Origin of the sequence: Spiroplasma endosymbiont of Apeira syringaria (assembly GCF_964020205.1) — a bacterium.
Lineage (GTDB): Bacteria > Bacillota_I > Bacilli_A > Mycoplasmatales > VBWQ01 > Spiroplasma_E > Spiroplasma_E ixodetis_A.
Window position 1 is genome coordinate 1,040,696 of the sequence record NZ_OZ026543.1, and the last position, 20,297, is coordinate 1,060,992.

Sequence of the window (20,297 nt, forward strand, 5' to 3'; positions counted from 1 at the left end):
TTACAATAAAATACATCAGTGTATAGTTGATTATTGAACTATGTTTATAGGTAATCCAGTTGATGATTTTACTACTATTTTGTGAAATTTAGTAGTTTATGGAACACAGTTTTTTATTGGATTTGTTTTATTTTATGGTTAATGGTGAATTTTAAAATGTTTATTTGGTAAATAATTATGTGATTTAAGTTTGCTAAATTATTTTTTGTTGTAAATACTTCTGTTCAAGCACCGACTAGTTTGATTGCTTCAAATGACCCTAATGTTGTTAATTATGATATTACAAAAGAAATGGTTAAACATGTTAAATACCATAGTTTTGATGATTGAGCAACAATTCCATGAAATTCTGCTTATTTTGATGTTGACCAACCAGATTTAAAATTAGTAAGTGGTGAATTTATTGGTAATCAAGGTACTTATGTATGTTCTTATTATAGTGATACAGTTGGTGTTCCGTCACAAGAGATAAATATGGGGTCTGGTGTTTATACTTTTAATAGAAAACAATTGGATGAATTTTCACGTATTATGTTTAATCATAATTATGTTGCAGAAAAGAATACTAATCGTTTGAATTTTGTTAATAATGATAGGAGAGTTATAAATTTTCAAACACAGTTAAATTTTGAAATTGATAAACCTTTAAGTTTTTATATTCAAGGTTTTATGTTTTATTTTGAATATGAATATTTTAAAACTTTTAATGCTAATTTTGTTTTTAGTTTTTTAGATAATGTTGGTGATACAAAGTATGTTTTTAAAGTTAAGGTTGATAATGATATTTATCAGCAAGATTTATATAATTTTGTTACTATGCCTATTCGTGTTCCAAATTTAAGACATTTAACAGTATTTTTTGATGTTCATGGTGATTCATTTCCATATATGTCACCACGGTTAAATTTTGGTCAAATTAATATTTTCTCAAGTGAGAAAATAACACCAGTTCCACCAAATAGTCCTTTTAACCCTGAGTATGAACGTGTTAGTTGATATGATGTTTTTGGTCATTTGCGTAATGCTTTTAGATGAGTACTTTATGGTGTTGTTGGTAAAGTTTTACCTGTGGAACCATTAAGAGAATTTTTTACTAAACTTGATGGATTATTGAGACGTATTTTTGATGATACTATTAGTTCTGTTTTAAATGTTGATTTTACTAGTGGTTTAGAACAAGTTTTAACTTTATGAGTATTTTTAAAAGCAGTAGGATTTTTAGTTGGTTAGGAGTTGAAATAATGCCTTGATATGGTTATTTACTTTTAGGAGTTATATTATTAATAATACTGTATCCATTTTTAATAACTAGAAAAAATATAAAGATATTACAACGTGTAGGTAGTTATATTATTTCAGCACCACCACGTACTGGTAAATCTGCTCTTGCTTGTTGTTTAGCACAAAAACATAAGGGTAGAGTAGTAAGGTCCTATTCCTATTAAAGTTCTTAATGAGTATAGTTATCGTTGTTCTTATGATGATGTTTTTAAATTTAATCAATTAAATAGTAATTATGATTTTAAAGAGTGTGATATGGTTGTTTTAGATGAGTTAGGTTTGAAAATTAATAGTAATGATTTGTCGCCCGAATTTAAAGAAACACAAGAAAGTTTAGGAATGTTTTGTAAATTAATAGGTCATAATTTTAATGGAATTATGTATATGATTGAAAAACACCCCGATAGAATACCAAAAAAAGCACGTGAAAAAGTGAGGCTTTTTAATAATCTGTGTATCTTTGTTTTACAAAGTTACTAATTTAGATTAATTCTGTCTTCAAATTTTATCATAAAATGAGCAATTGCTGTATTTCAATTTTGAATAGGCAATGTTCATTTTTTTGTTATATTTTCAATTGCCAAGTAAAATATTTTGAAAACTGCCATATCATTAGGAAAAACTTTTTTATTTCTGATGATTTTTCGTAATTGACTATTAACAGATTCAATAGCATTTGTAGTATAAATCACTCTTTTGATTTCTACTGGATAACTAATAAAAACCATTAAATTATCTCAATTTTTATATCAAGATTTAGTAATTTGAGGATATTGTTTATTTCATTTACTTTCAAACGATTCTAAAGCTTGCATTGCTTGTTCTTCACTACATGCACTATAAATTGGTTTTAAATCTGCAACTAGACCTTTTCGATGTTTGTATGAAACATATTTTAAACTATTTCTAATTTGATGAACAATGCATAATTGATGTTCTGTTTTAGGATAAACTGATTGTATTGCTTCTGACATGCCTGTTAAATTATCACTACAAGCAATAAGAATATCATTTAAGCCACGATTTTTCATTTCTGTGAAATTAGATAATCAAAACTTAGAACCTTCATTTTCACTAATTCATAATCCTAAAACATCTTTTTTGCCTTCTAAATCAACTCCTAATGCTATATAAACTGATTTGTTAATAATCCGTTTATCTTGTCGTACTTTAACTACTATACAATCAAAATAAACAATAGGATAAATACTTTCTAATGGTCGATTTTGTCATGCTTTAACATCATCAATAACATCATCAGTAATTTGACTAATAACACTTTCACTAATATCAGCACCATGATATAACTCTTGCAACTGCATTCTAATGTCAGATAATGTCATTCCTTTTGCATACAAGGAAAGAACTTGTTGATCAAAACCATCAAATCTTCTTTGCCTTTTAGGAACTATTACAGGAGTAAAATTACTATTGCGATCTCTTGGTACATCAATTTCAATTTTACCTTGTTGAGTTATTAATTTTTTTGAACTTGTACCATTACGAGCATTTTCAGTAGTACTATGTTGATTTTTTTCATATCCTAAATAATTTTGCATTTCATAATTCAACATTTTTTCAACTAATCTTTTTGTTAATTCTTTATATAAACCGCCAGGTTTAAAAACTGTTGTTAAATCTTCAGTATTTTCTAGTAATAAATCTACTGCTTTTGATATTGGATCATTATTATTAAAGTTATCTTTTTTAGCCATCTGTAACTCACTCTTTCTAGTCATTTAATTATATTTACTAGAATTAATTAAACATAGTTATTTTTGTAAGTTACACAGATTACTAAACATTTCCGAAAAAAGTGGAATATATTGTGTAAGTTAAAAGAATGCGTATTTTGTTATTTTTAGTTAAGTTTAAAATAAATATTTATACTAATGTTGATGATTATAATAAAGTTGTATTATCTAAAAGACAAACAAAGCGAATAATTAAACGTGGTGGATTACCACTTAGTTATAGTGGTGAAACTATGACTTTTAGTTTATGATTTCCTAGGTCTTATTTACAAAGATATAATAGTCGTGCTTTAAATTATATTCATTCTTTAAAGAGTGAATTAAGTACTGTTAAAGACTATGAACAATCACAAGCATTAGATTTTACTGTTGATGATATTAGAGCAGTAGGATTAGATAAGTTGGATAATATATTACAAACTGAAAAGAAAGAAATTGAAAATACTGTATGTCGTACTTGTTATTATAGAAATAAATATTCTAAGAAAAATAAGAAAGATGTTAAAATAGAGTAAACCTATATTATTGGTCGAAGCCAACCAACCAAGGTTCTGGTTGGCTGTGGCGTTTACGCCACTGGGGTGAGTTGCGAAGCAACTAGGGGCAAAGCCCCTATATACTTGATTATTAGGAGCAAAATTATGTCAAAAAAACACTTTAAATTTAATACTTGAAAGTTTATTCAATTTACTGGCTTTTTTTTAATTACTTTAGGAATTATTTTTTCTTTTTCTTCTTTTAAAGTTAGCCTATTGTTATATTTTGGTTTATTATCAGTATTAATAGGTTCTATTAATATTTTAATTTACTATATTTTTATTGGAACAAATAGTTATAAAAAATATTCAAGAAAACAAAATAATAATAAGTTAATAATCAAAAATAATTAAGAAATATAAAGTTAAAACTAAGAAGATTAGTTTTTTCGAGAGAATAATAGGTGAAAAACTATGAGAAAAATATTAAAAGTATTTAAAGCGATGTTTTTAACGATCATTATTTCTTTACCACTTATTGCATGTGATAAGGTAAATGATGCAAATCAAAAATATGTTGATATTAGTAATATTAATATGGAAGTTACTAATGCTTCTGTTGAATTAAATAAAGATATTTATAATATAGCTTTAATTAAATTTAAAACTAAAGTACAAACTGAAATTAGTAAATTAGTTCCAGAAGGAAAAAAGCCAGAAAATGGTACTGATTATAAAATAACAATTCTTAATCATAATGATATGTATGCTAAAATTAATAAATTTGAATCACTTACTGTTAATGTATCTGCTTCAAATAATAGTAATATTTTAAAAGGTAGTTTTAATGCTTGTGTAAAATTAGTACCAAAGGCTAAAGACATTAGTAATATTAATATTGATAAGCAAGAAGAAAAAATTAAAATTAATACCACTACTTTTGGTGAAGCAATTGCTTTACGTTGTTTATCATTAATTGAAAGTAAAATTAACGCTATTGTTCCATCAGCAAAACAAGATAGTGACTATGTTGTTAATGTAGAAGGTCATACTTTATCAGAATCTATTAAAACATTTGATGATGTTCATATTAATGTTAATGCTATTGAAGATGATTATCATTTTTTATTACATGGTAGTTTTAGTTTTTTCTTAACCTTTGCTAAAGATTAATTTATATTATTTTGGGTAATAAAAAAGATAACTTAATTTTCATTATTATCATAAAAATAAAGTAGTATAGTATGGGGTAAGCATGTCAGAAGTAGAAAAATTATTAACAATGAATTATGAAAATGTTTGTAATTTTTTAACGGACTTCTCCCCACATGTACTTGTGGAGAGAATAATGAAACTGAATGAATTCAACAATGCTTTTCAAACTGAACAGCAATGTCTTGCATATATAGCAAATTTGAAAGAAAACAAATGTATTAGGTGTTTTAGTTTTAATTTGAATACTTCTGATTTAAAAAGCATGAGATGTTTAAAATCTAATCAAACATTTAGCATTCTCACAGGCACCATATTTTCAAGGTCACAAACATCTTTAACATCTTGGTTTTATCTTATCTTTAGATGAATAAACACCAAACATGGAATTCCATCAACAGATATTGCAAAAGAATTGGGAGTGACTTTGAAAACTGCTTGAAGAATGACTCATAAAATCAGAACACGTATTGCAAAACAAAAACCTCAATTTATTGTTGAAGGTACAGTGCAAATTGATGAAATGTATCTTTCACATATGGTTTTTAAAAAACAAGGAAGATCCTTGGTGAATAAAACCTTGATTGTTGGCATTTATCAAAAAACAACCAATAATTTAATTGTGAAAGTATTGAAAAACGCAAAGAGTAAAAATCTTTTGCAGTTTGCAAAAAACCACATTTCTTCAAAATGTCTTGTATATACTGATTCTTGAAAAGGATATTGCGATTTTAAATCAGTTTTCACTAAGCATGAAACAGTTAACCATCAAGATGGCTATGTTTCAAAAATTGGTGTAAATACCAACCAAATTGAATCAGTTTGAAAACATATAAGAAGAACATTTAAAACACATATCAAAGTTGCAAAACATCATGTTCATTTATATGCTAAAGAAGCTGCATATAAATTCAACAAGATACCTAGTTTTGAAACTGTAATTCTATGTTTGATTTAAAAATGTGGGGAGAAGTCCGTAGATAGGCTTTTCTCAGCATTTATGTGATAAAATTAAAATAGTACATAAAGGGAGAAAAGCCTTTTTTAAAAAATAAATATGGATGTATTTCAAAAAATTATTTTTCAGATGCAACAATGTCTAAGAAATCACAAGGAATAACAAGGGGAAAAGAAGGTTTATATATTCATCATATTGATGAAGATAAAGCAATTTTAATATCTACTCCCAAATGAGCTCAAAACTCACCATTTGCCTATCAATATGCTGATCGATTAGTTTATTGTAATTTATTAGAACATTTGGTTTTACATATTAAAATTTTTGAATATCCTCATCCAAATAAACATAATTTTATGGAAGTTGGTGTTGGTGGAATTTATGCTTTTATTGTTCCTGAATTAAATGATATTTATAGTGGTATTCAATATAAACAACCATGAAAACAGAAAGTTGCTGAAGTTGTTTTACCATTAAAAGAAGATTATTTTAAATGTATTAAAAAATTAGTAGAACTTGGGTTTTCTTATCCTTTGCTTACTTCTTTTAATCATCAATTTGGTACATGAAATAATAGAAATAATAATAATTTATATGAAGAAATGAAAAAAATGGGTGTTAAACAGTAACTTTTTTTATTGTTATTTAATCATAAATAAAAAATGTTAGTAAATTACTAACATTTATTTTTATTAAGTTTATTAAAAAGTTAATTGACAATGATTTTGATTAATTATTGGTAATTGTTCACTATTAATACTTGTTATATCGTTGTTTCTTAATAATGGAGTTCTTTCAGATATTTGTTGTTCGTTATTACTTTCAACATTAATATCAGAAATATTTGTTGGAAAACATTTATCATAAATATTTGAAATGGAAGTGCCAATTCCATACCCTAGTTTAGAGTCTAAAAATGCTACAATCAAAGGTGAACCTGCTATAGTAAACATTATTCCAAAGAGTGCCATTCCTGCTTCTGGATCATGGAAAGCTTCCTTATTTTTTGAAATTAAATCATAATAAAAATAACTTATACCACCTAATGCTGTACTACCACCTAATATTCCGCCTGTATATGTAAAGTATTTTTGAATTTTTTTCATTTTTTCTCCTTTCAAAATAAAAAAATATTTATTTTAAAATTAAAATAATAGTTTAAAAACTTGTATGAAGTTTTATATTTTAATTTTAACATAAGATTTTTTTTGATAAAAATAAGACAAAAATTACTATTAATAGTTTATTTCAAATATATAATTTTCTATATCAATAAAAGAAATTTATTAAATTTATATTTTAGATTATAATTTTTTTAAAATAAAAACAAAGTTATTAAAATAAAAGGCTTTTCTCCCTTTATGTACTATTTTAATTTTATCACATAAATGCTGAGAAAAGCCTATCTACGGACTTCTCCCCACATTTTTAAATCAAACATAGAATTACAGTTTCAAAACTAGGTATCTTGTTGAATTTATATGCAGCTTCTTTAGCATATAAATGAAAATGATGTTTTGCAACTTTGATATGTGTTTTAAATGTTCTTCTTATATGTTTTCAAACTGATTCAATTTGGTTGGTATTTACACCAATTTTTGAAACATAGCCATCTTGATGGTTAACTGTTTCATGCTTAGTGAAAACTGATTTAAAATCGCAATATCCTTTTCAAGAATCAGTATATACAAGACATTTTGAAGAAATGTGGTTTTTTGCAAACTGCAAAAGATTTTTACTCTTTGCGTTTTTCAATACTTTCACAATTAAATTATTGGTTGTTTTTTGATAAATGACAACAATCAAGGTTTTATTCACCAAGGATCTTCCTTGTTTTTTAAAACCCATATGTGAAAGATACATTTCATCAATTTGCACTGTACCTTCAACAATAAATTGAGGTTTTTGTTTTGCAATACGTGTTCTGATTTTATGAGTCATTCTTCAAGCAGTTTTCAAAGTCACTCCCAATTCTTTTGCAATATCTGTTGATGGAATTCCATGTTTGGTGTTTATTCATCTAAAGATAAGATAAAACCAAGATGTTAAAGATGTTTGTGACCTTGAAAATATGGTGCCTGTGAGAATGCTAAATGTTTGATTACATTTTAAACATCTCATTCTTTTTAAATCAGAAGTATTCAAATTAAAATTAAAACACCTAATACATTTGTTTTCTTTCAAATTTGCTATATATGCAAGACATTGCTGTTCAGTTTGAAAAGCATTTTTGAATTCATTCAGTTTCATTATTCCCTCCACAAGTACATGTGGGGAGAAGTCCGAAATAAAATTTATAAATTATATTTTTATTTAGTTAATTTTGAACTATAAGAATGTTATTAACAATTAAAAAAATAATTTTTGAATAAATCTTTTATCTTTTTTCGTTATTTTTATTGTTATTTTATTGATTTATAAATTAAAAGGCGTAAAATTTCATATTAGTATATATTTTAAATTATTGAAAATATACGCATTAAAGATAAAGGAGTGTTTTTAGTGGAAAGTAGTAAAAATCTGTTTATTGTTAATCATCCTTTAATACAAGATAAATTAACAAGAATTAGAAATCACTTAACCCAAAAAAAAGATTTCAAAGAGAATTTAAGCGAAATTGCAACGTTAATGGCTTATGAAGTATTTAAAGATATTCCTCTTGATGAAATTGAAGTTGAAACACCCATTACTAAAGTTATTGGTAAAACATTAACCAAGACAATCATTCTTTCTCCGATTTTAAGAGCAGGATTAGGGATGACAAATGGATTTGAGTATGTAGTACCTAATGCAATTATTAGTCATGTTGGTCTTTATCGTGATGAAGAAACTTTAAAACCACAAAAATATTTTTTTAAATATCCCAAAAATATTAAAAATATAAGTGATGCATTAGTATTTATCTTAGATCCAATGCTTGCTACTGGTGGTACTGCTGATGCTGCTATTAAAGAATTAAAAAAAGTAGGTTTTAAAAACATTACTTTAGTTTCCATTGTAGGAGCACCAGTAGCTATTAAGAAAATTAATCATAATCATCCTGATGTTAAGATTTTTTTAGCAGCGTTGGATAAAGAATTAAATGATGATGGTTATATTGTACCTGGATTGGGTGATGCTGGTGATCGAATTTTTGGAACTAAATAAATATTTTAATGGAAAAAATTAGAAATAACCTTTTTCTTTCAATACTTTTTACAATGTTATGCTATTGATTATTAATTAATGTAGGATTAATTATAACTGTTATAATTAATACAAACCATTGGTTATTAATTACTGGATTTAATATTGGTTTTATAGGAAGTATGATTGGGTTATGCTTTTTATATTTATCGTCAAAATGATTAACCAGTGGAATACATTTAAAACAAACCTTAGCATATTTTGGATTCTTATTAAGAATGTTAATTTATGGTTCAATTATAGTTTTGAATATTTTCTTTAATTTTGCTAATATTTTTACTATAATTGCCGGAATGTCAATATTGATGGTTGCTACTATTACTGCAACTTTATGTGTATATCAAAAAAATAACTTAAAAGAAGGAATTTAAATGGAAACTTTAGCTGGATTGGAAAGTTGGAATTATTTACAAATTATGCCACAATTGGTAACAATTTTGATAACAACAGTCTTTATCAGTGTTATTAGTTATATTTATTATTATAAAGTAAAACGAATGAAGCCTGATGAAGATCCAAGAGGTATTGTTTTAGTTGTTGAATTAATAATTAAATCAGTTGAAAAAATTGTTGTTGATGTTCTTGGTGTAAAGTATAAAAACCTGACAGTTTATTTGTTATATGTAATGGGTTATATTTTAATTGGTAATTGATTATCGATTATTGGTCTTGAACCACAGTCATCAATGTATACGGTTACTTTATCAATGGCATTAGTTACTTTTATTGGAATATATTATATTGCTATTAAATTTCAGAAACTTTTATTTTTTAAAAAATTTATTATTAACCCTCTAGAATTAATTACTCAATTTGCACCTTTGATTTCTTTATCTTTTCGTTTATTTGGTAATATTTTAGGTGGAAGTATTATTTTGGCAATGCTTTATGGGGTAACTGCTAATATTTGAAGTAATATCCCAATTATTGGTCAGATGAATTTATTAATTGGTGTAATTGGACCATTCTTACATATTTATTTTGATTTATTTGCTGGAAGCATTCAAGCCTTAATTTTTGGCACCTTAACTCTTGTTTATTGGAAATTACAAATGGAAGAAGGAAGTTCTCATAAGGGAGAACTTACTATTAAATTACCAAAAAAACTTCGTAAACAACAAGCAATAAATCATGAAGAAGAAATTTATACCGAACGTTCAATTATGGAAAAAAAATAAAATACAAAAAGGAGAATTTATTTATTATGGAATTATTAACAACAGTAATGACACATGTCTTTCATTTTTTTAATCATTTAGCAGCTGATCCTAATGGATTGATGAATTTAAAGTTTGTTGGAGCTGGAATTTCAACTATTTCTTGTGCAGGAAGTGGAATTGGTCAAGGTTTTGCTGCTGGTAAAGCTGTTGAAGCGGTTGCTCGTAATCCTGAAGTAGAATCTAAAATTAGAACACAATTTGTTATTGGTGCAGCTATTGCCGAATCAGGTGCTATTTATGGTTTAGTTGTTTCTCTAATTTTAATATTTGTAGCATAAGGTATTAAAAAATATGAAAAAGTAGGTGATTTTATGAATTTTAATTTCAATGATTTAGTATCAGGTGATGATATTGTTAATCAATTATTTCCCAATCTTCCTGTTTTTATTGCTCATATTTTTGCAACATTAATTTTATTAATGGTACTTTGAAGATGAGTTTATGCTCCGTTTCGTAATGCTTTACATTCGCGACATTTAGTAATTAAAGAAAAACTTGATGATGCTGCTTGCAAGCAATCATTAGCTAATCAAGATCGTGGTGAAGCTAGTCAAATATTAAAATCTGCTAAAATTGAAGCTCAGGAAATTATTGCTAATGCACAAAATGATGGTTACAATAAGCGTAAACAAATTATTGATAAAGCGCAAGAAGAGAGTATGCGTATTACTAATCAATCAAATCGTGATTTAGTTCGTGCTCGTAAAGAGGCAGAAGCAAATATTAACGAAGAAATCAAAGTAGTAGCATTAGAAGCAGCTAAAAAAATTATTGGTGCTGAAATGAATGCTAAAAAACATGAACAATTAATTACTGATTTTATTAATAATTTGGAATAGTGGTGAAGTTAAATGATAGATGAAGGATTAGCTAATCAATGAAGTAATGGTCTTTTTCAATTAGCAAGAGAAATAAAAAAAATTACTCAATTTGCTGAAGAAAGTAATAAATTAATTGATATTTTTACTACTTATCCAGAATTTATTGATATTACTAGTAGTAGTAATTTAACTATTGAAACACGTAAACAAATTATTAGTGAAACTTTTAAAAATCATATTGAACCATATATGTTAAATTTTTTCTTTTTGTTGATTGATAAACATCATTTCCAGTGTGTTCGTTTCATTTTAAAAGAATTTCGCAAATTATGTAATGAATATCAAGATGTAAACTATGGCATTATTTATTCAGTGATAGAACTTTCAAACCAACAAATAAATCAAATAAAATTGAAAATTGAGAAAGTCATTAAACATAAGATTAAAGTCGTTAACAAGATTGATAAATCATTAATTGGCGGTATTAAAGTTAAAGTACGGAATCAAGTTTTTGATGGTTCAGTTAAAGGTCAAATTGATCAATTAAAACAAGAATTATTAAGTCATGAATAGAGGTAAAACAAATGTCCTTAAACGTTAATCAAATTTCAGAAATTATAAAAAGCCAAATTAAAAATTATGGTAAAAAAATTAGTGCTAATGAGGAAGGCATTGTTGTTACTGTCGGTGATGGAATTGCACTAATTCATGGTTTAGATAAGGCTGTTAATGGTGAATTAGTATTTTTTCCTAAAAGTAATATTTATGGTATGGTTTTGAGTTTAGAAGAAACTGCTGTTGGTGTTACTTTAATGGGGGATGACACGGGTATCAAAGAAGGAGATATTGTTAGTAGAACAGGTAATGTTGTTGAAACACCAGTTGGTAATATGCTTTTAGGAAGAGTTGTTAATGCACTAGGGCAAAAGATTGATGGTAAAGGTCCAATTAAAACTACGAAAACTAGACCGATTGAAAGAATAGCGCTGGGTGTGATGACTAGAAAATCTGTATCAGAACCTTTAGCAACAGGATTATTATCAATTGATGCAATGATTCCGATTGGCAAAGGTCAAAGAGAGTTAATAATTGGTGATCGTCAAACTGGAAAAACAACGATTGCTATTGATACTATTATTAATCAAAAGGGTAAAAATGTTTTTTGTGTTTATGTTGCTATTGGTCAAAAGGCCTCAACTGTTGCTCAAATTGTTGATAAATTAACACAATTAGGTGCAATGGAGTATACAACTATTGTTGCTGCTACTGCTAGTGAAGTTGCTCCTTTGCAATATATTGCTCCTTATACAGGAGTAACTATTGCCGAAGAATGAATGGAAGAAGGTAAAGATGTCTTAATTGTTTATGATGATTTGAGTAAACATGCAGTGGCCTATCGTGCTATTTCTTTATTATTAAGACGACCACCAGGAAGAGAAGCTTATCCAGGAGATGTTTTTTATCTTCATTCACGTTTATTAGAACGTGCAGCTAAATTAAATGAAAAACATGGTGGTGGGAGTATTACTGCCTTACCTATTATTGAAACACAAGCCGGTGATATTTCTGCATATATTCCTACTAATGTTATTTCAATTACTGATGGTCAAATTTTTTTAATGTCAGAATTATTTAATGCCGGAATTCGTCCAGCAGTTGATGTGGGTTTATCAGTTTCACGGGTAGGTTCATCAGCACAAATTAAAGCAATAAAACAAGCAGGTGGAACATTAAAATTAGAATTAGCACAATTTCGTGAATTACAAGCTTTTTCACAATTTGGTTCTGATTTAGATGAAAATACTAGAGCTGTTATTGAACATGGTAAACGTGCCATTGAAATTTTAAAACAAAAACAAAATGAACCATTAAATCAAATTGATCAAGCAATTATTTTATTAGCAATTAAAAATAAGGCAATTAAATGATTACCAGTAGAAATGATGGATTCTTTTAAAAAGGAAGTAATAACTTATTTTCAAAAACAACAACGAAAAAGTTATTTAAAATTACAGCAAGATCAAGCGTTTAGTGAAGAGTTACAAGTGAGCATTAGTCAAGGCATTATGCAGGTTGTTTATAATTTGACCAATAAGCTAAATGACTATAATCCTAAAATATATGGTAGTATTGAAGAATGGGAAACATTAATTAAAACATTCAAATAATGTATTTAGGAAGGTAAGGTGAAATATCATGGCTCAAAGCATGGAACAAATTAGACAAAAAATTAAATCTGTTAATACTAGTTATAAAATTACTAAAGCAATGCAACTAGTATCAACAGCTAAATTAAAAAAAGTAGGTAAAAGAATTGGGATGATTAAACCTTATTATTCTGAAGTTTATGATACATTCAATCAACTAATACCTAAATTAAGTAATTCAATTTATTTAAAAACAAAAGATCAAGTTATTAATAAAACAATATGAGTCGTTTTTAATTCTAATTTAGGATTATGTGGTGGTTTTAATAATAATTTAAATAAATTAGTATTAGAACAATATAAACCACAAGATGAAATAGTTGTTATTGGTAGTAAAGGAGTTTCATACTTTACTAATCATCATTGTAAAATTATGCAATCTTATACTGAAATTAACATTCAATCATCATATAATGATTCGCAAGAGATATCTTTGTTGTTACTTTCTAATTTTAATAATAAAGAAACTGATGCTATTAAAATTGCATATACAAAATATGTAAATACGGTAACAACAATTCCAACAATTATTGATTTATTGCCAATTGTTTCTATTAAAACTAATCAAGAAAGTAATTTAATTCAAACCGATTTTGAACCAGACGCTAATACTGTTATTAATAGTGCTATTCCTTTATATGTTGGTGCCATTGTTTATGGTGCATTAGTAGAATCACAAGTGTCAGAGCAAGCATTACGAAGATTAGCAATGGAAAATGCTTCAAATAATGCCAAAGAAATGAAAGATAAATTATTAGTAAGTTATAATCGTGCCCGTCAAGGTGCTATTACCCAAGAAATTTCAGAAATTATTGGTGGCGCTGATGCCCAATCATCATAATAAAGGAGTAAACTAAAATGAAAAATGCAACTAGTAAAAAACCTATAACAATTAAAGAAAAAAAAGTTAGTGATAAAAATTCTTTAAAAAAGGATAATACTAAAGTTATTGCTAAAGTAAAAGCAAAAGTCACTAAAAAAGTAGTTAATAGCAAAGAAAGTGTTAAAACTAGTAAACAATTACCAACTAAACGAAATATTGGAAAAATTGTTCAAATTTCAGGTCCAGTTATTGATATTCGTTTTAATGATAATAGTTTACCTAATTTAAATAATGCTATTAGTATTGATAATAATGGTCAAAAATTAATTGTTGAAGTTGCAAAACATATTGGTGATGATAGTGTTCGTTGTATTTCAATGGGTCCAACTGAAGGATTACTACGTGGTCTTGAAGCAGTTGATTTAGGAATACCAATTAGTGTTCCTGTTGGTGAAGAAGTTTTGGGTAGACTTTTTAATGTATTGGGTGAAGTCATTGATGATGGTAAAGAACTTAAAACTAAATTAAAATATCCTATTCATCGTACACCTCCTAGTTTTGATGAATTACAATCAAAATCAGAAGTTTTAGAAACAGGAATTAAAGTTATTGATTTATTAGCACCTTATGCTAAAGGTGGAAAAATTGGTTTATTCGGTGGAGCTGGAGTTGGTAAAACAGTTTTAATTCAAGAATTAATTAATAACATAGCTAAAGAACATGGTGGTATTTCTGTCTTTTCAGGAGTTGGCGAAAGAACACGTGAGGGTAATGATTTATATTATGAAATGCAAGAGTCAGGTGTTATTAGTAAAACTGCTTTAGTGTTTGGTCAAATGTCAGAACCACCAGGTGCTAGAATGCGTGTTGCATTAACTGGTTTAACAATTGCTGAATACTTCCGTGATGAAAAACAGCAAGATGTATTATTATTTATTGATAATATATTTCGTTTTACACAAGCTGGTAGTGAAGTATCGGCCTTATTAGGAAGAATGCCTTCAGCAGTAGGATACCAACCAACATTATCGACAGAAATGGGTGCTTTACAGGAACGTATTGTATCAACAACACGTGGTTCTATTACATCTGTACAAGCAGTATATGTACCAGCCGATGATCTAACTGATCCAGCTCCTGCGACAACATTTACTCACTTGGATGCTAAAATTGTTTTAGATCGTAATATTGCTGCTTTAGGGCTTTATCCTGCTGTTCATCCTTTACAATCTTCATCAAGAATGTTAGATCCTGCTATTGTTGGTCAGGAACATTATGATGTTGCACAAAGAGTTATTGAAACAATTCAACGTTTTTCTGAATTAGAACCAATCATTGGTATTTTAGGAATGGATGAGTTGAGTGAAGAAGATAAAAAAATAGTAGCTAGAGCAAGAAGAATTCGTAATTTTTGTTCACAACCATTTCATGTTGCTGAAAAATTTTCGGGTTTAAATGGTATTTATATTCCTATTAGTCAAACTGTTAATAGTTTTAAACAAATTTTAGATGGTGAATGTGATGATTTACCAGAGCAAGCATTTTTATATGTAGGAACTATTGAACAAGCAATTGAAAAGGGAAAGAAATTGAGATAATTGAAGGTGATAGTATGGCATTAAATCTTAAAATTATTACTCCTGATGGTATTTTTTTCGATGGAGAAGTACAGTGAGTTAATGTTAAAACAACTGAAGGCTATGTTGGTATTCTTGAATGGCATACACCTTTGATTGCTAATATTCAAATATCAAAAATGTCATTTAAAATTAAAGAAAAAATTCGTAATTTAACGATTTCTGGTGGACTTTTGGTAACTGATTTACATATGGTTCGTATTATTAGTGATAAAGTTGAATATACATCAATTTTAAAAGAGCAAGAAACAAAGGTATTTGATGAACGTATTAAAAGGGTTAGTGGAGGTTAATAAATATGCATGATTCACATTTAATAAAATGAATAATTGAAATAAGTATTTATCTTTTTAGTTTTATTGCTAGCGGATTTGCTGTAAAAGCAATTCCTTTTAATAAATTTCTTGATCATAAAAGAGTAAAAGAATCATGAATTTTATATATGTTAACAACTTTAGTTTTTACTTATTGTATTGGTACGTTAATTATTAAATTTATTGGTTTAGATATTTGATTTAATTTAAATTAATACTTAAAATTAAAAAAATAAACGGACTTCTCCCCACATGTACTTGTGGAGGGAATAATGAAACTGAATTAATTCAACAATGCTTTTCAAACTGAACAGCAATGTCTTGCATATATAGCAAATTTGAAAGAAAACAAATGTATTAGGTGTTTTAATTTTAATTTGAATACTTCTGATTTAAAAAGAATGAGATGTTTAAAATGTAATCAAACATTTAGCATTCTCACAGGCACCATATTTTCAAGGTCACAAACATCTTTAACATCTTGGTTTTATCTTATCTTTAGATGAATAAACACCAAACATGGAATTCGGAAATGTTTAGTAATCTGTGTAACTTACAAAAATAACTATGTTTAATTAATTCTAGTAAATATAATTAAATGACTAGAAAGAGTGAGTTACAGATGGCTAAAAAAGATAACTTTAATAATAATGATCCAATATCAAAAGCAGTAGATTTATTACTAGAAAATACTGAAGATTTAACAACAGTTTTTAAACCTGGCGGTTTATATAAAGAATTAACAAAAAGATTAGTTGAAAAAATGTTGAATTCTGAAATGCAAAATTATTTAGGATATGAAAAAAATCAACATAGTACTACTGAAAATGCTCGTAATGGTACAAGTTCAAAAAAATTAATAACTCAACAAGGTAAAATTGAAATTGATGTACCAAGAGATCGCAATAGTAATTTTACTCCTGTAATAGTTCCTAAAAGGCAAAGAAGATTTGATGGTTTTGATCAACAAGTTCTTTCCTTGTATGCAAAAGGAATGACATTATCTGACATTAGAATGCAGTTGCAAGAGTTATATCATGGTGCTGATATTAGTGAAAGTGTTATTAGTCAAATTACTGATGATGTTATTGATGATGTTAAAGCATGACAAAATCGACCATTAGAAAGTATTTATCCTATTGTTTATTTTGATTGTATAGTAGTTAAAGTACGACAAGATAAACGGATTATTAACAAATCAGTTTATATAGCATTAGGAGTTGTGGATGGGTTACACTTTATTGGACACTAATTACGTAGACAAGTGAACAAAGAAAGGAACTATAATTATGGCCAATATTAACTCATATACCGATGAATTTAAAAAACAAATAGTAGCTTTATATCAAAGTGGCAAATCAGTATCTTGCCTTGCTAAAGAATATAATGTTACAAGAGCAGCTACTTACAATTGAATTAAGCAATTTACTAATTCAGGTAGTTTTAAAACTAAAGATAATCGTTCTGTTGAAGAAAATGAATTAATTAAATTAAGAAAAGAATTAAAACAATTAAGAATGGAAAATGATATTTTAAAGCAAGCAGCACTAATAATAGGCAGAAAATAGAAATTATTGTCAAAAATAAAGTTAAATATAAAATTCGCACAATGTGTCATTTTTTAAAAATCTCTAAATCAACATATTATTTTAATTTAAAGAAAAAAGAAAATAAAATCAAAAATAATATTTATGATGAAGCTGTTATTAGTGCTTTTAAAGAAAATAAAGAAGTTTATGGTACTAGAAGATTAAAAGTCATTCTAGAAAACCAAGAAATTTATTTATCAAGACGAAAAATTAAAGAAATTATGAATAAACATAATTTAATATCAAAATACACTAAATTATCATACAAAAATCATAATAACAAAGTTAACGATAGTCCAATAAACAATCTTGTTGATAGAAACTTTAATAATAGAGTTAAAAATGAAGTTATTGTTAGTGATTTAACTTATGTTCAAGTAAATGGTAAGTGAAACTATATTTGTTTATTAATTGACCTATTTAACCGCGAAATAATTGGACATAGTGTAGGTACTAAAAAAGATGCATCATTAGTATATCAAGCATTTATGCACTCAAATCGCTGTTTAAAAGATATTCAAATATTTCATAGTGATCGCGGTAATGAATTTAATAATAAAATTATTGATAAACTTTTACTAGCATTCAATATTAATCGCTCTTTAAGCAAAAAAGGTTGTCCTTATGATAACGCTGTTGCTGAAGCAACCTTTAAAACTTTCAAAACCGAATTTATTAATGATAAAAATTTTACATCATTAATCCAATTAAAATTAGAATTATTTGATTACATCAATTGATATAACAACATAAGAATTCACAGCACTTTAAACTACTTAACTCCAGTTAATTATCAAAAACAAATGTCTACCAAAAAATAGTCCTAAAAAAGGTTGCCATTCCAGTTGATTTAGAAGGCAAAAAAGATTTTTTAGGATTATGAATTAGTGAAAATGAAGGTTCTAAGTTTTGATTATCTAATTTCACAGAAATTAAAAATCGTGGCTTAAATGATATTCTTATTGCTTGTAGTGATAATTTAACAGGCATGTCAGAAGCAATACAATCAGTTTATCCTAAAACAGAACATCAATTATGCATTGTTCATCAAATTAGAAATAGTTTAAAATATGTTTCATACAAACATCGAAAAGGTCTAGTTGCAGATTTAAAACCAATTTATAGTGCATTTAGTGAAGAACAAGCAATGCAAGCTTTAGAATCGTTTGAAAGTAAATGAAATAAACAATATCCTCAAATTACTAAATCTTGATATAAAAATTGAGATAATTTAATGGTTTTTATTAGTTATCCAGTAGAAATCAAAAGAGTGATTTATACTACAAATGCTATTGAATCTGTTAATAGTCAATTACGAAAAATCATCAGAAATAAAAAAGTTTTTCCTAATGATATGGCAGTTTTCAAAATATTTTACTTGGCAATTGAAAATATAACAAAAAAATGAACATTGCCTATTCAAAATTGAAATACAGCAATTGCTCATTTTATGATAAAATTTGAAGACAGAATTAATCTAAATTAGTAACTTTGTAAAACAAAGATACACAGATTATTAAAAAGCCTCGATTATTAAATCAACTATCACTTGATAGTATTAAGTTGGCTATAAGCAAACAAGATTATAAGATATTGCAACAGTGTAAAGGTATAACTCATAAAATTGCTAATAATATTATTAATTATTTTAGTAATCATATTAAAGTAGTAAGTAATTTAACAACTAGTCAAAATGAAAAATCAGATTTAGTATTTGATACATTATTAAAATTAGGTTTTAGTTCAATAGTAATTAATAATTTTTTATTAAGAAATATTAATTGAGATTTGGAAGTTGAAGAAATTATTGCATTAGCTATTAAGGAAATAAAATATGGGTATTAGTAGTTTTAATAATTTTGTTGGACAAAATAATGTTATTGAACGTATTCTAATTTTAATCAAAGGTAGTAAAATTCAAAATATTGCTTTAAGTAATATTTTATTGATTGGTCCTCCTGGTATTGGAAAAACAACTATTGCACGATTAATAGCAGAAGAATTGCAAGTAAATTTTCATAGTTTAGAAGGAACAAGCATTAATAAAACTATTGATATTATTAGTATTTTAGCAAATATCAAACAATCTGATATAGTTTTTATTGATGAAATTCATGTTGTTAACTATGAAATATTAGAAGTATTATATTCTGCATTAGAAGGTAATTTTATTAATATTATGATTGGTAAAGATTATAATAATAAAATTGTTAAAATTAATTTACCCACTTTTACATTTATTGGTGCTACTAATAAAGTAGGAATCTTAACTAAAGCGTTGATAAGTCGTATTCCTAATATTTTACAATTATCTGATTATAATTATCAGGATATTAAAAGTATTATTTCACAAGTTTCTTTGAGTTTAAATTGAAAATTAGAAAATAATATAATAAATATTATTGCTAATCATTGTTGTAATATTCCGCGACTCATTATTAACATCATTAAACAATTGTATAATTATTGCGTTGTTATGAATGTAGATTTAAATGAAACTAATATTTTGCAAATTTTATTTTTTTTGCAAATTTATCCTTTAGGGTTAGATAGTTTACAATTGGCATATTTAGCATTGTTTAATAATGTAAATTTAGATAAAAGTTTGAGTATTGAAACTATTTGTCAACTTTTGAATGAAGAAAGAAAAAATCTTGAAATTCATTATGAACCTTGACTTATTCATTGTGGTTTAATTACTAAGACAACTAAGGGTCGTAAAATAACAATTATTGGTAAAGAGTATATTAATAATAATATAATTTTATTTAGAAAATAATTATTTTTGATATTACTGTAAAACAATTGTTATTTATAAC

The 20,297-nt window shown here is 26.5% G+C and carries 28 protein-coding genes and 2 pseudogenes; 24 read left to right on the forward strand and 6 right to left on the reverse strand.

The features are described from left to right. The first annotated feature begins 240 nt into the window (after positions 1-240). The 3 genes from AACL02_RS06405 (at position 241) to AACL02_RS06415 (ending at position 1,761) form a co-directional block, all read left to right on the forward strand. On the forward strand, positions 241-1,230 hold the full coding sequence (locus tag AACL02_RS06405) for a hypothetical protein (protein ID WP_339040245.1): 990 nt from the start codon (positions 241-243) through the stop codon (positions 1,228-1,230). An 11-nt stretch (positions 1,231-1,241) separates the two neighbouring features. Beyond that, positions 1,242-1,445: a hypothetical protein gene (locus tag AACL02_RS06410; protein ID WP_339040247.1), complete on the forward strand. Its 204-nt coding sequence runs from the start codon at positions 1,242-1,244 to the stop codon at positions 1,443-1,445. 91 nt (positions 1,446-1,536) lie between these two features. Next, positions 1,537-1,761 carry a hypothetical protein gene (locus AACL02_RS06415; RefSeq protein WP_339040249.1) on the forward strand — a complete coding sequence of 75 codons (225 nt, stop codon included), beginning with the start codon at positions 1,537-1,539 and terminating at the stop codon, positions 1,759-1,761. Here the strand turns inward: AACL02_RS06415 and AACL02_RS06420 are convergent. After that, positions 1,758-2,996 carry an IS256 family transposase gene (locus AACL02_RS06420; RefSeq protein ID WP_339043651.1) on the reverse strand — a complete coding sequence of 413 codons (1,239 nt, stop codon included), beginning with the start codon at positions 2,994-2,996 and terminating at the stop codon, positions 1,758-1,760. The genes AACL02_RS06415 and AACL02_RS06420 overlap by 4 nt on opposite strands. A 137-nt stretch (positions 2,997-3,133) precedes the next feature. Here AACL02_RS06420 and AACL02_RS06425 point away from each other — a divergent pair, with 137 nt between their 5' ends. The 3 genes from AACL02_RS06425 (at position 3,134) to AACL02_RS06435 (ending at position 4,684) form a co-directional block, all read left to right on the forward strand. Next, the gene (locus tag AACL02_RS06425) at positions 3,134-3,550 is read left to right on the forward strand and encodes a hypothetical protein (RefSeq protein WP_339040251.1); all 417 of its coding nucleotides are present in this window, start codon (positions 3,134-3,136) and stop codon (positions 3,548-3,550) included. A gap of 126 nt (positions 3,551-3,676) precedes the next feature. Next, positions 3,677-3,925 carry a hypothetical protein gene (locus AACL02_RS06430; protein ID WP_339040253.1) on the forward strand — a complete coding sequence of 83 codons (249 nt, stop codon included), beginning with the start codon at positions 3,677-3,679 and terminating at the stop codon, positions 3,923-3,925. Between the two features lie 60 nt (positions 3,926-3,985). Then, positions 3,986-4,684, forward strand: a complete 699-nt coding sequence (locus AACL02_RS06435; protein WP_339040255.1) for a hypothetical protein — start codon at positions 3,986-3,988, stop codon at positions 4,682-4,684. A gap of 32 nt (positions 4,685-4,716) precedes the next feature. Here AACL02_RS06435 and AACL02_RS06440 read toward each other — a convergent pair whose 3' ends face one another. Further along, the gene (locus AACL02_RS06440; RefSeq protein ID WP_339040257.1) at positions 4,717-4,914 is read right to left on the reverse strand and encodes a hypothetical protein; all 198 of its coding nucleotides are present in this window, start codon (positions 4,912-4,914) and stop codon (positions 4,717-4,719) included. Between AACL02_RS06440 and AACL02_RS06445 the strand changes: the two genes are divergently transcribed. After that, entirely contained in the window at positions 4,860-5,681 is an 822-nt protein-coding gene (locus AACL02_RS06445) for an IS1595 family transposase (RefSeq protein WP_339040259.1), read from the forward strand. The genes AACL02_RS06440 and AACL02_RS06445 overlap by 55 nt on opposite strands. On the opposite strand, the gene AACL02_RS06450 is transcribed toward AACL02_RS06445, so the two are convergent. Continuing rightward, positions 5,667-5,795: a hypothetical protein gene (locus AACL02_RS06450; protein WP_339040261.1), complete on the reverse strand. Its 129-nt coding sequence runs from the start codon at positions 5,793-5,795 to the stop codon at positions 5,667-5,669. The two genes, AACL02_RS06445 and AACL02_RS06450, sit on opposite strands and share 15 nt — an antisense overlap. A 23-nt stretch (positions 5,796-5,818) precedes the next feature. Here AACL02_RS06450 and AACL02_RS06455 point away from each other — a divergent pair, with 23 nt between their 5' ends. Continuing rightward, positions 5,819-6,310: a hypothetical protein gene (locus AACL02_RS06455; protein ID WP_339040263.1), complete on the forward strand. Its 492-nt coding sequence runs from the start codon at positions 5,819-5,821 to the stop codon at positions 6,308-6,310. Between the two features lie 72 nt (positions 6,311-6,382). On the opposite strand, the gene AACL02_RS06460 is transcribed toward AACL02_RS06455, so the two are convergent. After that, positions 6,383-6,802, reverse strand: coding sequence for a hypothetical protein (locus AACL02_RS06460; RefSeq protein WP_339040265.1), 420 nt, complete (start codon positions 6,800-6,802; stop codon positions 6,383-6,385). A 307-nt stretch (positions 6,803-7,109) separates the two neighbouring features. Further along, a complete protein-coding gene (locus AACL02_RS06465; RefSeq protein ID WP_339043653.1) occupies positions 7,110-7,925 on the reverse strand; it encodes an IS1595 family transposase in 816 nt (271 codons plus the stop codon). Between the two features lie 258 nt (positions 7,926-8,183). Between AACL02_RS06465 and upp the strand changes: the two genes are divergently transcribed. From upp to AACL02_RS06515, 10 genes are all read left to right on the forward strand, one after another. After that, the gene (upp, locus tag AACL02_RS06470) at positions 8,184-8,828 is read left to right on the forward strand and encodes a uracil phosphoribosyltransferase (protein WP_308699596.1); all 645 of its coding nucleotides are present in this window, start codon (positions 8,184-8,186) and stop codon (positions 8,826-8,828) included. A 410-nt stretch (positions 8,829-9,238) separates the two neighbouring features. Next, positions 9,239-10,045: a F0F1 ATP synthase subunit A gene (locus AACL02_RS06475; protein WP_338958309.1), complete on the forward strand. Its 807-nt coding sequence runs from the start codon at positions 9,239-9,241 to the stop codon at positions 10,043-10,045. A 26-nt stretch (positions 10,046-10,071) separates the two neighbouring features. Continuing rightward, a complete protein-coding gene (gene atpE / locus AACL02_RS06480; protein WP_281749185.1) occupies positions 10,072-10,365 on the forward strand; it encodes an ATP synthase F0 subunit C in 294 nt (97 codons plus the stop codon). A gap of 33 nt (positions 10,366-10,398) precedes the next feature. Next, positions 10,399-10,926 carry a F0F1 ATP synthase subunit B gene (atpF, locus tag AACL02_RS06485; protein ID WP_339040267.1) on the forward strand — a complete coding sequence of 176 codons (528 nt, stop codon included), beginning with the start codon at positions 10,399-10,401 and terminating at the stop codon, positions 10,924-10,926. A 12-nt stretch (positions 10,927-10,938) separates the two neighbouring features. After that, positions 10,939-11,481, forward strand: a complete 543-nt coding sequence (locus AACL02_RS06490) for a F0F1 ATP synthase subunit delta (RefSeq protein WP_339040269.1) — start codon at positions 10,939-10,941, stop codon at positions 11,479-11,481. An 11-nt stretch (positions 11,482-11,492) separates the two neighbouring features. Further along, positions 11,493-13,076 (forward strand): F0F1 ATP synthase subunit alpha, encoded by a 1,584-nt coding sequence (gene atpA, locus AACL02_RS06495; RefSeq protein WP_339040271.1) that lies wholly within the window; start codon positions 11,493-11,495, stop codon positions 13,074-13,076. Between the two features lie 28 nt (positions 13,077-13,104). Further along, positions 13,105-13,956 (forward strand): ATP synthase F1 subunit gamma, encoded by an 852-nt coding sequence (gene atpG / locus AACL02_RS06500; protein ID WP_339040273.1) that lies wholly within the window; start codon positions 13,105-13,107, stop codon positions 13,954-13,956. A 17-nt stretch (positions 13,957-13,973) separates the two neighbouring features. Next, positions 13,974-15,536 carry a F0F1 ATP synthase subunit beta gene (gene atpD / locus AACL02_RS06505; protein ID WP_339040275.1) on the forward strand — a complete coding sequence of 521 codons (1,563 nt, stop codon included), beginning with the start codon at positions 13,974-13,976 and terminating at the stop codon, positions 15,534-15,536. A gap of 14 nt (positions 15,537-15,550) precedes the next feature. Beyond that, positions 15,551-15,868 carry a F0F1 ATP synthase subunit epsilon gene (locus AACL02_RS06510; RefSeq protein WP_174480958.1) on the forward strand — a complete coding sequence of 106 codons (318 nt, stop codon included), beginning with the start codon at positions 15,551-15,553 and terminating at the stop codon, positions 15,866-15,868. Between the two features lie 5 nt (positions 15,869-15,873). Further along, positions 15,874-16,104, forward strand: coding sequence for a hypothetical protein (locus tag AACL02_RS06515; RefSeq protein ID WP_338961288.1), 231 nt, complete (start codon positions 15,874-15,876; stop codon positions 16,102-16,104). Here the strand turns inward: AACL02_RS06515 and AACL02_RS06520 are convergent. Further along, positions 16,091-16,216, reverse strand: coding sequence for a hypothetical protein (locus tag AACL02_RS06520; protein ID WP_339040278.1), 126 nt, complete (start codon positions 16,214-16,216; stop codon positions 16,091-16,093). The genes AACL02_RS06515 and AACL02_RS06520 overlap by 14 nt on opposite strands. Positions 16,217-16,227: 11 nt before the next feature. On the opposite strand from AACL02_RS06520, the gene AACL02_RS06525 reads away from it, so the two are divergent. From AACL02_RS06525 to AACL02_RS06550, 6 genes and pseudogenes are all read left to right on the forward strand, one after another. After that, complete coding sequence (locus AACL02_RS06525) at positions 16,228-16,464, forward strand: hypothetical protein (protein ID WP_339040280.1); 237 nt, start codon at positions 16,228-16,230, stop codon at positions 16,462-16,464. 47 nt (positions 16,465-16,511) lie between these two features. Next, positions 16,512-17,111 (forward strand): annotated as a pseudogene (locus AACL02_RS06530) (IS256 family transposase); the annotation flags it as partial. 67 nt (positions 17,112-17,178) lie between these two features. Beyond that, positions 17,179-18,299, forward strand: a protein-coding gene (locus AACL02_RS06535; protein WP_339040217.1) for an IS3 family transposase whose coding sequence is annotated in 2 segments (ribosomal slippage) — positions 17,179-17,422 and positions 17,422-18,299 — 1,122 coding nt in all. Because the reading frame shifts where the segments join, the coding sequence is not laid out codon by codon here. Between the two features lie 11 nt (positions 18,300-18,310). Then, a pseudogene (locus AACL02_RS06540) lies at positions 18,311-18,964 on the forward strand (IS256 family transposase); the annotation flags it as partial. A gap of 77 nt (positions 18,965-19,041) precedes the next feature. Continuing rightward, positions 19,042-19,323, forward strand: coding sequence for a hypothetical protein (locus tag AACL02_RS06545; RefSeq protein WP_339040284.1), 282 nt, complete (start codon positions 19,042-19,044; stop codon positions 19,321-19,323). Beyond that, positions 19,313-20,257, forward strand: coding sequence for an AAA family ATPase (locus AACL02_RS06550; protein ID WP_339040286.1), 945 nt, complete (start codon positions 19,313-19,315; stop codon positions 20,255-20,257). Before AACL02_RS06545 ends, AACL02_RS06550 begins: the two co-directional genes overlap by 11 nt. The last annotated feature ends 40 nt before the right edge of the window (positions 20,258-20,297 follow it).